The sequence below is a fragment of the Sulfitobacter delicatus genome (assembly GCF_900102535.1).
Classification (GTDB): Bacteria; Pseudomonadota; Alphaproteobacteria; order Rhodobacterales; family Rhodobacteraceae; genus Sulfitobacter; species Sulfitobacter delicatus.
Genome location: NZ_FNBP01000004.1, coordinates 320,102 through 334,351 on the forward strand (window position 1 = coordinate 320,102; position 14,250 = coordinate 334,351).

Here is a 14,250-nt window from a genome sequence, read left to right on the forward strand (position 1 = left end):
CATGCTCCGTTTCGATCCGACCGATTTCGGCCGCCTGCTCGTCCGCCTGACACCTCATGAACTGAGCCGGGCCGAGGGTATGGTTGTGGAGGCGCGAGAACGGGCCGAAGCCGTCCGGAGATCGACGCCAGCGCCGAGGCTGACGGTCCGACGGCATCGTGCCCGCACTGCGGCGGCGACTGTCGTGTCCGGTGGGGTCGGACGCGCACTGGTGCCCAGCGATGGCGCTGCTCCGAGCGCCGGGCGACATGGTCAGGGCGAGCGGCACGCCGCTCGCCCGGATGCATCCGGGTATGTCAATCGGTCAGGATCTCCACCTGTTCCAAAGCCTCATGCAGGGTGTGGCCATCTTATTCACTGACTACCTATCGAAAGTCCGTTGACGCGATGGCGGAGACCGCCGTGGAGCTACTGACCGAGGACACGGCGGACCCACTCCGGCTCCATTCCCCGCCAAGCGCGCTGGTGTTCCGCACCTCTATTTTGCACCCCGCGCCTGACAGCCGGGCGCGCCCGACAAGCCGCCGCCCGCGAACGTTAGGCCGCATCGGTGCGCACCGGCCGGATGACGGAATGCCCGACCACCCGCGCCTGCGCCTCGGGCAGCCTGTTTAGCACCTTCGCTGAAAGCGCCTCGGTTAGATCGGTCCCGCTCTCGACCTGTCCAAGGATCCAGTCGAAATCAAACGGCTCGACCTCCTGCCCCTGCGTGCGGTCCACGCGGCTGTGAAGCATCGACACGTCCAGCCAAGTCTCGGGATGCATCGCCGTCCCGTGCACCGCCAAGTGGAACCCTTCCAGCGTCGGGTCGAAGATCCCGCCCAGCTCCTCGGCCGCCTGATCCATCAGCGACCCACCCGGCATCCGGTACGCCCAGCGCGTCCCAGGCTGCTCGCCCCCGCTGGTCTGGTACAGCGTCACGTCCAGCGCCCAGGTCTCTTCGGCCCCGGCCCCGTCGAATGCCAGCCCCTCCACCACCTTATCGCCCAGGGTAAACTGCAGCGTGACGCCCGCCAGCTTCAGTGGCACGTTGGCCGCCCGCAGATGCAACCGGACCTGGCGCATCGGCGCGGCCCCGCGCGACCCTTTCAGATCGAAATACCCCGACGCGTACCGCTCCAGCATGGATATCCCGTCCTGCACCCGCAGGATCTCGGCGCGCATCTCGATCTCCATCAGGCTGACCTGCGCATCGGCCTGCGGCGCAACCAGCGCGCGGCCCTCGGCATCCGCTAGATAGGCCGCATGGTACAGGTCGATCCGGTGGCCGATCTGTGGTGACGGGCGGCGCAGGATCGGCACGAACCGCCGGTGCACATGCAGGGGATAGCGCCGCAGCGACACCGGGCTGGAAATCGCGAAAGGCTGACCGCCCGCATCGCGGAATTCCAACAGCCCGTTCGCAGCGCCCAGCACCGGCACCAGCGCATCCAGAGACTGCACCTCGTCGGCCGCCTCTTCGCCGCCGCGTCGGCGCACCAGGTCCATGTCACGCGCGGTTCGGGTCCAGTCGGCAAACGTCACCTCCGATTGCCGTGTGATCCTCGCGGCCCCCGCCCCTTCCATGGTCAGCGGCGTTACCACCGTGAAATCCACGAGCGCCACAAGCTGCGGCAATTCCATGCGCCCCTGTTTCTCCAGTTCGGCATCGGCGATCTTTTTCGGACGGCGCAGCACGCTCAGCGTATGCCGCCCGTCGCCGCGCGGCTGCAACAGCAGGACCACGCGCGCGTCTTCGGGCAGATCGCACAGCTTCGCCAGCCCGTCGCCGCCCTGCGCGTACAGCACCGCGCGGGCGATTTTCACGCGTAGCATTCCGCCCTCAGCCCGAACCGTAATCAGCGCGGAGTCCGTGTCCGCGCCCAGCGCCCGTCCCTGCAGCGCAATGTCACCCGTCACGTCGATCCAGGTGGCGTGGAACCCGTCGATGGCAGCCCCATCCCCGCCGCCGTCCGCGGGCGGCGCGACAAAGCTCCAGGCCGGATCTGCGAACCGGGTCATGCCGATGCCCAGAAAGCTCTCTTCCAGCTCTGCCGGCAGGACGCCGTCGTCGGGCATGTCCGGCACTTCCAGGTGCAACATGTACTGGCTGTTCACTAGCGCCGGATCGGGCGATTCCCGGCCCTCGAAATGCAGGCCCACCGGCCCCTCGACCCGAACCGTGGCCTGGCGCGACGGATCGTCCGGCAGCGCGAAATAGCTCAGCCGCGGGTCCGGGCCAAGTTCCTTGCGCAGCCTGTCGACATGCAATTCACCTTCGGTGGAATAGGTGTTGATCGTCTTCAGATCGGCGCAGACCCGGTCGGCCAGTCCGAACTGCGCGAACGGCGGTTCCGCCAGAACGCAGGCCACGGGCAGCGTCGGTTCGCCAATGGCCGCGTCGTCCTTGGGACGACGCAACAACGGGAAGAGCGTGCGCAACTGCGGGCGCGTGACATCGCCCTGCAACGGATCGGCCAGCATCGCCACCCGCACCGGCCAGGGATCGCCGCTTTGGGCGTCGCGCATCTCGTAGACCTGCGAGTCGGTCTGGCGGTGCAACGCGGCGTACCGGCTGAAGAACCGCACCTTGAATCGGAAATAGGTGGCCGATCGATAGGGCCAGTCCTGCGTCACAAGCCGCGTTTCCGAAGGCGGCGGCGCGATCACGATCGGTTTGCGCGGATCGCCCCGTGTCGCGTCGAAACCGAAGAACGCGTCTTCCTCGAAGGCCGCCAGCACGCCCGACCTGACCTGTCCCGGCTTGTCCGGTACCGTCATCGGATCCTCTGCTTCAAGCGCCTGGCCCGCCTTGGCCACCGCCTGCGGCTGCAGCCCCGGCAGAATCGTCAGTTGTACGGCCGGATGGGTGGCCACGCTTTTGGCGGGCACCGGCTCGATCCAGCGATAGATCGGCCGCCCGGTGGGCTGCCATTGCTGTACCTCGATCTGGGCGCGGCCGAAGATGCGGTTCGTCTCGTCCGGCAGGTATTCGACCGTGAAAGCGCGCAGGCGTTCCTGCGGTTCGGCGCGGACGGACGTGTGCGCGGGCCAGTCGGCCTCTTCGATGGCGCGTACCGTTTCCAGATGCAGCCGCGGCCCGTCGAACAGCACGAATCCGTCGTACTCTCCTACTACGAGTTGCCGCATCCCGGGATGGAACACACCGCCCTTATCGGCATCCGCAAGATGCGCCATCTCCACGCCCGGATGCACCGCCAACCGCGTCACCCAGCCGGCCGGCACCTTCAGCTCGTTCCCCCCGAAGGCCAGCTTGTCGCCATAGGTAACCGTGATCGTCCGCTGCGCCTCCGCGATGATCTTCGCGATCAGCTTGTACAGCGCCACGACCTGCGCCGCGGCCTTCCGCTCCTCGTCATCGACCGTATCGTCCTCGGTCGGCATGTTGGCCGTGATGTCGTCCAGCAGACCCTCCAGCCGCGCGGGGTCATAGGGCTGGATCTCCAGCGGCGCGACCAGGCTTTCGGCGCCGCCCCTTTGGCCGCGGATCTCGTCCGCCCCGGCGGCAAAAACCGCCAGCCGCCGCACCGCCAGATCGGGCAGCCGGTTCAGCAGATCCACGTTGTCCTGCCCCGCCACGGCGGAAACGCCCGCCTCTGCCAGCATCCGACGCAGCACGTCGGTGCCCAGCTCTGTCAGGAACACTTGCGCCAGCCCGATCGCCTCCAGCAGCTCGCTGCCTCGCGCATGGCCCCCGGTCGCATCGGCCCACAGCGCCGAATTCCGGGACCAGCAGTCGAAATCGGCGAACGACACGCCGGGTGCCGCGATCCGGATGTCGCGCGACGGGCCCACGCGCCAGTCTTTCGTGTCCTTCGCCAGCAGGATGACCTTGCCGTCCCGCTCCTGGTTGTCCGGTGCCTCGGCCAGCCGCGGCACGTCGAAGCTCAGGCACCCGCCCGGCGCCGCGTCCTCCGCCCAGGCCAGCCGCAGCCAGACCGCACCGAACGTGGCCAGTTCGCCCAGCGGGACCGTCAGGCAGCCGGTTCCCGCGTCATGCTCCAGGTCGGTCAGCACGGTCTCGGTCCCGTCCTCGCGCAGCGCGCAGACCCACAGGTCGTCCACCGTCAGCCCGCCAGAGAACGACACCCCCAGCAGCCGCACCAGGTCGGTCCCCTCGGTCAGCCCCCCGGCCCCGTCGGGCCGCCGGAACAGATCCAACGGCCGCCGCCCGCCGCCCACGCATTCCAAGACCAGCCGCGGATCCTGTTGCGCCAGCGGCTGCACCTCGTCCGGCACCGTGTCGCCGCCCAGGACGCTCACCTCGGCTTGGCTGATCGCGGTCCGCCGCAGATAAGGCACCAGCGCATCGTCCTGCGGCAACAGGCCTGTATCTACCAGATCGGCCAGCTTGCCCGGCACGAACGGCCCGGCATCGCCGCGCAACGTCGCAGGAAGTGCGCCCGACCCCGGCACCCAGAAAGTCGAGATGCCATAGCTGTAGCCATAGGCCAGCGCCGGCAGGTCCGGCGCGTCGGGACAATCCTCGACCACATAGGCCCGGATCGATTCCAGCGCCTGCTTCTGCGCGAATTGCACCGGGTCCAGCTCTGCCCCGCCCTGCCCCGGCTCTGGCCGGTTCGGCGACGCCAGCGGCATGCCCGCGTAATCCACGTAAAGACCCGCCCGCCCCGGGTTCAGCACCGGCAGCGTCGGCATCACGGCCCGGGACGCGAACCAGTCGTCGTCTTCGCCCACGTTTCCGGTGACCGGATCGAACGCCACGGCCTTTTTCGCCAGCCCCACCAGGCTCGCATGTCCCACGGGGCCGCCGCTTTCCTCGGTCGCCCGCCGCGCCCGCACGATATAGCCGAACCCCGAAATCGCGGCCGAGATCGCGTCGAGCCGTTCGGCCAGCGCTCCCGGCGCGCTCCCAAGCGTGATCGGAATGCGGATCGGCAGCGGCTGCGGCCCGGCATCGGGCAGGAACCGCGCGGCGATGGCCGGGGCCTCGCCCGTCATCTCCAGGACCCGCCGCCCAAAGGCGCCGGTCAGATGCCTTGCCGTCGCCTGCTTGGCCTCGGGCGTCGGCAAGTCGAACCCCACCGGGAAACAGGGGCCGATCAGCCGGTCCAACAGACCATCGGGCCCGGCAAGCCCAAGGAACCGCCGCTTGAACCAGTCCGCCCCGCCCAGCGCCGCCCGGATCGTGTCCGGCTCGCCCAGATCGGCCCCCGCCGCCAGCGCATCCACCACCAGCGCCCCGAAATCGCGGCGCAGCGCCTCGCTGCCGTCAAACGCGCCCAGGATGTCCTGTTCAAAGCCTTCGAACAGCCGCGTCAGGTCTTCCTCCAGCGTCCCGACGGCCGGCAAGGCCGACGCGACCGGCGCGGTGTTGAACCGCCCCTCGGTCAGGAACGCCCGCCGGAACTGCTCCAGAACCCAGGCCTCGGCCCCGGTTTCGCTTTCCAGCTGGACCGAAACCGCCGCCAGCTGTTCCTGGAACGCCCGGAACTCGGTCTGCCAGACATCCCATGTCACCGTGCCCCCGGGCGGCGTCCCGAATGCCGCGCTGACCTCTTTCAGATCGACGAACCCCGGCACGATCTTCTTCAGATCCTCGTTCAGGTGCACCAGCGGGCTGTCTGCCAGCGCGGTCTTCAACTCCTCCAGCAGCAGACGATACAACTTCGTCTCGTCCACGTCGTGACCGCCCTGTTGCGGCAGTTCGTAGTACCCTGCGATCCGACGGGTCAGCCGTTGCAGGATCGCGCCCTTGGGCCGGGCGGCTACAGCCTTGTCCATCGCCGGTTCGACGAAATGCAGCGCCGCACAGGGCACGTCGAACAGGCTCAGCACGCTGGCCCGCTTGAACCAGTGCAGCACATCCGCCGGCATCGCCGCACCGGGGTCAGGCTTGGCGGGCGCGATCCCAAGCAGATCTCCCGCGAAATTCGGGCTCAGCGCGATGTCGTCCAGCTGGGTGGCCGCCGTCAGCAGCGACGGCGCCCGCTCTTCGATCCGCGTCAACAGGCGCGAAGCCACGGCGCTGGTCTGCGTCGTGGTGCCACCGTCGGCTTGCAAGAACGGATCGGCGGCCGTGTAGGGATCGAAGATGCCCGATCGCGCCTCGAATGCCGGTTCCGGATCGGCGAGATCGGTTTTGAACGCCACCGTGGCCAGGTCGGCGTCGATCTGCGGCGCAGCGAAGTGCAACGACGCCAGATCCAGCCCTTCGGGCAGGAAGACCACAAAAAACCTGGAGCTCTCTTGCAGCGGCTGCTCTGTCTTCAGCGGCACGGTCAGGCCCGCGTCCTGCGCCAGCGGCGCGGGCCATTTCGCCGTCGCGCGCAGCAGGTCGACCGCCCGCGCCTGCGCGATCAGCCGGTCGCCCTCCGCCGGTACCTTGTAGAATTCAAAGCTTTCCGACACGTCCACGATGTCCGTGTCGAACGCCAGCCCGGCGTCCAGCCGGTAATACGCCTGTTTCGACCGCCGCAGCCACGCGCGGACCTGCGTCCAGCCGAACGACGGATCGGCGGGCACCGGGTACAAGCGCGTCAGTTCCTCGACCGGAGCGGCCGCGCTGCCGTCGACCTTGAACAGGTGGAACGTGCCGTGGGCGATCCGGCTCAACGCCTCTTCGATCTCGGCCTGCGCGCCGCCCTCGCTGTCCGACGTGCTTTGCAGCGCCAGGTGCACGCCGATCACCGAAACGTCGTCGATCTCGCCGTGCAGCTCTCTCGGTTCGGCCTCTGCCGCAACATGATAGATCAGGGTCATAGCGCCGCCCTCGTCTTCTTCAACGCTTCGAATTTCTTCATGGCGTCCAGGTACTTGCCGCCGGTCTCGGTCTTGGATTCCACCTGCGTGGTGGTCTGGCCGTCCCGCAGCTTGTATTTGACCTGGGACGAAAACCGCAGCTTGAACCAGCGCGAGATCCGGACCTCGACAGAGAGCTGTCCCAGCCCGTCGATCTTGCCGCTGTCGTGGTAGGAAATCGACAGCATCAGCCCCAGATAGACCGTCACCATGCCCCAAAGGGTCACGGACCCGGCGATCAGCAGAACCAGCGACACCGACAGCCCGTCCTCGCCGTTAGGCGCGCTGCCGATTGTCTTCTGGTACCGCAGCACCACGCTGATTGAGATGAATACGCCGCCCGACACCGGCCCCAGCGAAAAGCCCAGCGCCGCCGAACCGCCCAGCCCGGCCTCGACCACCACCATCAGCTGCTTGTCGAATGGGCGGTATTCGGTATCTACTTGGATATAACCCGCACCACCGATGATGAAGATCGTGAACAGGAACGGTAGCTCGCGCCGCGACAGGTTGAACCGGTTCGCGATGATGAAATCCGGATAGGCCCGCAGCGCGAACCGGTTGGAAATCTGCAGGTTGCTGACGCCCGACGTGCCATACATCAGCGACAGCGGCGGGATCGCAAACTTGTGCTCAACGCCCACCGGGATGCCGTTCTCCTTGATGAACACCAGACCGCCCAGCTCGTCGCCGAAGATCGACCCCAGCGTGTCTTGGATAAACCGCATCGTCTGATGAATGCGGATTTTGGTGGGATCGAGCGTGAAGTTCAGCTTGTCCTCGCTGCTGTAGGTGATCATCACGTCCTGCAGCGTCACCATCACCTGTCCGCCGACCACCGCCTCGATCGTCGTCAGCATCAGCGCCCTGTCGGTGACCGCGACCTCCTCGCTGTCCTTGCTGGCCTCGGCGCGCAGAAAGGCGGTCAGCCGCGAGTCCCGCAGGAACAGCGTGAACGGCCCGATAGAGAACATCGGCTGGCGCCCCGGCAACGGCACATCCAGATCCGCCTGCACCCAAGCACGGCCAGTTTTGGCGTCCAAGTCATGAGACAGACGCACCACCTCGCGCAGTCCCTCGGGCAGCTTCGCGCTTGGCAGCATGTCGCGAAGGTTGATCCCGCCCAGGTCCGGCAGTAGCCGATTCAGCAGCTGGTCCTCCTCGAACTCCGGCACAAACCGATCCCCAAAGGTCTTGAAGTCGAACTCCAGCCCAAGCGCCTTCAGCGCGTCGCCCAGACGGTCCAGCCCTGCGCGGATCGCTGGCGTTTCCAAGACATCCTTCGCTTCGTCCAAAAGCACGCGGATGCGCTCAGCGTTGACCTTGAGCGCAGCGATCTCGGGGGCCTGTGTCGCCGCGCTGATGAACTGCAGCGCCACGCCCGGCATCGCCCCGGGCTTGGCGTCGCCCGCACGCGCCAGGATATCCAGCCCACGGTCCAGATAGGCGCGGACGTTGTCGCCCGAATCGGCGATCTGGTTACCGATCTCGTTGACCGTGCCCAACAGCTTGTCGGCGCCGTTCAGGACATCCTCGCGATACTCGTTCCACTTCGTGATATCCGCAATCGCATCGTCCAGATCGCCACTGAATTCTTCCAGCGCCTTCTGCAACTCTTCAACTGCGGCTTTTTTGACGCTTTCTGCTCCGTACAGCAGTTTGGCCCTGACGCCGACTAGTGTGTCGCAGGCCTTCTTGGCCTTATCGATCCCGGACAGCGGCAGCGACGCCAGCTCGTCCAGACGGTCCGAGACCTGCTCGGCGAATTGCTCGGACAGCTCCAGTGCCAGTGCACGGGCTTCCTCCACCTTGTCCGATGGTGGCCAGGGCACCGTCTCGAACAGCCCGTCGACCAGAGGCAGCACGACCTGCCGCGAAAACTCGTCCCGCACCCGAGCATTCACGACCTGCGCCGCCGACGCGATGCGGGCCTCGAAATCCGACAGCCAGGCCTCCGCCGCGCCCAGCCCGACTTCAGCCGCCCGGTCGGCCAGCCGGGTGTTCGCCTCGATCCAGCCCCGCGCATCCGCGACCGCCTCGTCGAACGCGGCCAGCTCGTTTTCCCAGGTCTTCAGGAACCGGTGCAGTTCGGCCTTCGTGGCATCCAGCACAGCCTGCGCCAGGTCGCCGATGCCGGAAAGCTGGGTGACGACCTCGTCAAAGACGGCGTCGTTCAGGTCGGCCACCGCCTGATGCGCCTGTTCCGAAAATGTCCCTAGTTTCTCGAGCTCGCCGACAGTCAGCGCCAGAACCTCCCGGTTCAGCTCGCGGATCTCTCCGATGCCCTGTTTCGCCGCAGCGCCCGATTGATCGACAAGGGCCCTCGACCGCGTCTTCAGATCGTTGATCTCCAGCGCGTCGGCTGCCTCCCGCACTTTTTCGAGCGCCACCTGCGCCTTGGCCTTTTGCCCGGCGTCCTTGATCTTGTCGACCTTCGCCTGGGCCTGCTTCAACCGCTCTTCGATATCCGCCTGTGTCGGCACCTTGGCGATCGCGCCCTTCGCGCGTTCCACTCCCTTGGTGACCGACGCCTCGACACTGTCGAACGTATGAAACGCCTGCGCGCCCAGCCCCATCGCCTGCCGGATTGCCTTGGCGACGCGCGCGCCAACAGCATTAGCCGACACGCCGATTTCCGTCGCCGCGCGGCTGCGCAATTCGTCCAGCGCCTGTTCCGCTTCCTTCTCCAGATTTTCCAGTTCCGCGGACAGCTCTGCAAAAGCCGCGTCGATCCGGTTGCGCGACCAAGGCATGTTCCGGTCATAGCTGCGGGCAAAGGCATCCAGCCGCGCGCGGGCGTTGTCCATTGCCACATGCACATCCGCGCGCCAGTCGGCAGTGATCGCCCGCACCGTCGCCACGCCGGACCGCAGCTCTCCCAAGTTGCGCGCAGTCTCGTCAAAGAACGCGTCGCTTTCCGCCGTGATCGCCTCGATCAGCCAGTCGCGCGCAGTTTCGCGGGTCAGAACATTCGCGGCCATGACCTGGCGGGAGAACTCTTTGCGCGCCTCGTTCACCAGCGCCACGTACATCAGCCGTCGCCGTCGGATCGCACCTGCGGCTTTATCGGCCAACGCGTTGCAATCGTCTTCGTCGAATTTGCGGGCCTGTTCGAAAACCTCTTTCAGGTCCTCGTTGTTTTTTAGCAGATCGACCGCATCGCCCAGCACGGTGCCCTTCTTGGCAAGCTTCGCGTCGATTTCGGTGACAAGATCCTCTTTGGTCAGGGGCAAGAGGGCCGTCTTCAGCTTTTCCAGATCCGCCTTGGTCGGGCTCGCCAGGTCCTCGATGGCCCGAATCGCATCCTGCGCCGTGTCATAGGCGGGAACGTCTATGGGATTGTCCTTGCCCAGCGGCAGCGCGACACCGGGCTTCACGAGGTCCTTCAGAGCGTCCGCGGCGCCCAGCGCCCCGACGGCTTTCTTGATCTTCTCGAGATTGACACCAATCTCGCCATCCTTCGCCAAGTCGGCCGGATTGCGCATGATGGTGATCGATGCCAGACCCGAAAAGATCGGCTTATCGCCGCGCTCGGCGTTGATCCGCGATTTCACGTCCGACGGCGCCAGCCGCAGCGTGAACCGCCGTAGACCCGGCAGAACGCGCCCGGCGGCGGTGCGCCGCCCATCGGCGGCGGGCGCATTGACGCCGATCAGTTCGCGCAGGAATTTCGGCTGCCCGTCGGTCGAGGGATCTACGCCACCGACTGCCGAGGTATCCACGCCATGTCGCGCCGGCCAACGGTCCGTGCGCACCTCGGTCTTCGCGGCCTCGGGGTCGGTGTAGAAATACAGGTTTGCCACATCCAGGCATTCCTGCAAAGTTTGCGGGCGGTCGCCGCTGCCCTCTCCGGTGGTGACGACCGCCACGTCGGGATAGGGATAGATCTGCGGCCGCAGCTCCGCCTCGCCTCGGTTCCACAGCGGCACTTCCCAGCCATAGCGCCCCACGTCGCGGCCCCAGGCGCCGTTGACGTGGATCACGGTGGAGTTGAACCGCACCTCCTCCAGGCAGCCCCGGCTGCGCAAGGACACGTTGTCCATGTCGGGGAACCGGCGCACCGGCTGCAGGATCTCGACGAATTCCTCGACCTTGCGCAGCGCGGGCCGGCGGGTGCGCCTCGGCTGGTCCGGGGACGGCGCGAATTGCGGGGACGGCGCGGTGGTACGCTCATAGATCACCACATGTTTCGCCGGATGCCACAGCCCGGCAATGCGGCCCATGATTTCGACCCGTTGCTTCTGCAGGAACCCGTCGCGGGTCTCAGTGATGATCGTGGCGTAGTTGTTTAGGAACCGCGCGGTCTGGTTGCCGCTGTTCCCCATCGGGCTCAGCACTAGCCCGTCGACTTCGGCGCTGGTGGCGACCGGCGCTTGGCGCAGCACGCGGGTGATATTCGCCGATTCCAGCGGCCACAGCACGCCGCCCGACAGCCCTTTCTCATGCAGCCGTGGCGCACCGAACCCCTCGGGCGGAAGCCCGCCCTGCTGATCGCCCTCGGCGACCGGCGGCGCCAGAAGCGCCGTCGCACGCATCGCCGCCTGCACGCCGCTGTCGAACCGCGCGGGCACGAAGGGATCGTTGCGCCGGGTGTCCAGCGTCCAGATTTCCAGCCGCTCGGGCCGCTGCCGCAACGACTCGCGCAACGCGGTCCAGCGGGTGCGGATCGGCACCTCGCGCTCGTTCGCGCCATATTGCACCATCGCGCCGGTCAGCGTCTCCAGCTCGGCCACCCGCGGCCCCGGCCCCGGGTCCAGTCCCTTCGGCGGCTGGATCGAATGCGCCAGCCCGTACAAGAGCTCTCCCCGCAGCGCGGTGAACCCCACACCCAGCCCGAAATCCCCCCGCTGCCGGAACAATTCCCGCGCCGCGTATTCCGGCAGGTTGAAGTTGCGCTCCAGATCCGACGGGTCGATCCACAGATCCGTCGGCGGCGAGAACCTTGTGTCCACCGCATACCGCCGCGCCACCCCGTCCGGCCCGTCTGGCCGGGCGGGCGCCACCGCCTCAGCCCGGCTTGGCGCGTCGTGCAGTTCCAGCCGCCCCGGCTTGTCCGCATCCTCGCCGACCGCCCCCGCCGGCCGGGTGAACCGATAGGTTTCAGTTTGCTCGGGCGTGCGGAATGTCCATTCCCGCGCGTCGCTGTCATAGGCAGCAACGGAAATCAGCCCGTCGCTGACCGACAGCGGCCGGCGCGAAAAGCGGTAAAGCGAGAATGGCGCCTCGGTCAGCACCGTGAACGTGTCGCGCGCCGCGGTGTCATCCGCGTCTGACCGTTCGTCCAGCGCCGCCACCAGGTGCCGGTCTGCCGCGTCGGTCAGCGTCTCGGTCAGCGTCAGGACAAAGCCCGCCTCCGCCGCATCGCCCTGCGCCTCGCGGATCAGCAGGTCGGTCGGCCGTTCGTCGCGCCGCCCGTGCGGAATGTCGGTCGTCACCGGCGACGCCCGGTCCACCGACAGCGCCAGCCGCCACTCCAGCTTCAGCGTCGCCGCCGGTCCCGCCGCGGGCCGCGTGTCGACCTCGGGCCGATGCCGCCGGAACAGCCGCAGACGCCCGCCGTGCCGCGTGGCATCCTGCGCGCCGGCCTGCAAGAGCGTCCCCCGCCGCGCGAATTCCAGCGACCCCAGCCGCGCCTCAAGCCCGTCGAAATGCTCAGGCGCGCCATGATGGGGGCCGTCCCCCAAAGGCGCGTTTCCCAGGGCAAAGGAAACCATGTCCGTCGCCTTGCCGGTGCCCACGTCGACCTCGGCGTCATAGCCCAGCAGAACATGATGATGCAGCCCCCCTCCGGCCGCCCCCGTCTGGCGGTCGTCAAACGCCGGCAGCCGCATCCGGAACGGCACCGGCGGCGCAGGCTCGGGCGGCAGCCGCCACGACAGCGCCGCTGCATCCGGCGCGGTCCAGTCCTTGGCGTTCGGGATCGTCTCCAGATGCCGCCGCGTCAGGTTTCGCCCCGGCCCATCGCCCGCGTCCAGATAACCGGTATCCGGCGTGAACCCGATCTGCACGGGCCCGTCCGGCAACGCCAACTTCGGCAAACTCCCGGGCCAGAACGTCATCGCCGGATTGGTGGGATAGGCGATCACCGGCAAGGCCACCGGCGACCCGGTCAGCGTCTCCAGTTCCGGCAGCCCGGATTGCGGCTGCCGGTCCGTCGCGATCAGCGCCGCGCGCGCCGCGTTGCTCTGCCGCGCCGCCTCGACCAGACCCGCCCCGGCCAGCGTCAGCGGCTCACCGACCACCGGGCCGGAATCGCCAACGATGCCTTTCGGCACCTCGGTGTCGAACCGCAGCGACACAAAGAACCCGCCCGCCTGCGCGGCCCCGTCCGATCCGGCCAGCGCCCGAAACAGCAACGCGTCGGTCATTAGCACCGTCCAGTGACATTCCGCCACCAGCGTCCGGTCCTTCAGTTTCAGCCGCCCGCCCAGTTGCCGGTTCAGATCCAGCAGCGCCTTGTTCGACTCCACGGCGACGCCCGCGTCGGCCTGCAACGTCTGCGCCCGGCGACAACAGACGGCATAGACATGACCGTCCTTCGACCCTGCGGAAAGGAATTCCACCGTGTGGCCGGTGCCCTTTTCGACCGATTGCGCGCCGAAGCCCAGCGATTGCAGCACGCCCTCGAACTTCGGTGAGGTAAGGGCCTTTTTTCCACGTAGCGCCTTGATGCCGCTCTTCGGCGTACCGATCGCGAATTCCCCGTAGGTCCAGTCGACGTCGCCCTTGACGTCCGACTCCTTATCCAGGCCCGGCGGGGCATAAATAAAGGTGTTCGGACGCAGCAGAGCTCTGGGATCGTTTTCCAGATCTTTTACCTGCTCGGTCAGAACTAGCGTCGTGAACCCCAGCACACCGCCCTTGTTCGGCGAAAACGGGAACAAGTTGCCCAACGCCACCGGCATCGGAAACAATAGCGCAATCCGGATATCCCACGCCGACCCGCTGCCGAAACAGACACTCGACGCGCTGTCCTTTTTCGCGGTCCGGATCTCCGGCAGCAGCGGAAAGCGCTCGCTGGGCACTTCGCTCTTACCGGCCTGAAACTGATCCAGCCAGAGCGGGCCGAAGAAATACAATCGCTGCCCGCCCGAGCCGCCCTTCTTAGGCTCATGAATCCAGAAGCTTACGGTTCCCGGCTTTTCTAACAGCGTCTCGATCTCCGCGCGCCCATCCTTCAAAAAGACGTTGCGCTCGGGCGGCACCTTTTCCACGGCGGTGGCGGTGATCCGGCGCGGCAGCTTGCCGGCGTCGCCAACCCGGCTGACCCGCGCTAAAGAAAAATGAGTGATCGTGCCCGAAGGATTCTCGACGGGAACGTGAAATATCTCCAGGCAATCGCCGGGAATGTCTTTAGCCGCGTCCGGATCATCCGTTCGGCCAATGCTGAAATGACCGAATACACGAAAGGAACGCTCAATCCGCACCATGACCGCCTCCACTACCCTCAAAAGGGGTTACGTTGGCGGCCTATTTTCGGAAATACTT

Annotated in this window: 3 protein-coding genes; 1 reads left to right on the top strand and 2 read right to left on the bottom strand. The window is 66.9% G+C overall.

Annotated elements, in window-relative coordinates; all coding sequences use genetic code 11:
• Window positions 1-120 precede the first annotated feature (120 nt).
• Window positions 121-615: an IS1/IS1595 family N-terminal zinc-binding domain-containing protein gene (locus BLS57_RS20130; protein WP_425274341.1), complete on the top strand. Its 495-nt coding sequence runs from the start codon at window positions 121-123 to the stop codon at window positions 613-615.
• Here the strand turns inward: BLS57_RS20130 and BLS57_RS10150 are convergent.
• Together BLS57_RS10150 and BLS57_RS10155 are read right to left on the bottom strand one after the other, a co-directional pair.
• Window positions 538-6,723 carry a hypothetical protein gene (locus BLS57_RS10150; protein ID WP_093741824.1) on the bottom strand — a complete coding sequence of 2,062 codons (6,186 nt, stop codon included), beginning with the start codon at window positions 6,721-6,723 and terminating at the stop codon, window positions 538-540. The genes BLS57_RS20130 and BLS57_RS10150 overlap by 78 nt on opposite strands.
• Window positions 6,720-14,192 (bottom strand): coiled-coil domain-containing protein, encoded by a 7,473-nt coding sequence (locus BLS57_RS10155; protein ID WP_093741826.1) that lies wholly within the window; start codon window positions 14,190-14,192, stop codon window positions 6,720-6,722. The genes BLS57_RS10150 and BLS57_RS10155 overlap by 4 nt, the downstream gene beginning before the upstream one ends.
• Window positions 14,193-14,250: the final 58 nt, after the last annotated feature.

What these genes read in the sequence shown, in the direction of transcription:
- BLS57_RS10150 (WP_093741824.1), bottom strand. Translation starts at nt 6,723, where the DNA reads ATGACCCTGATCTATCATGTTGCGGCAGAGGCCGAACCGAGAGAGCTG.
- BLS57_RS10155 (WP_093741826.1), bottom strand. Translation starts at nt 14,192, where the DNA reads ATGGTGCGGATTGAGCGTTCCTTTCGTGTATTCGGTCATTTCAGCATT.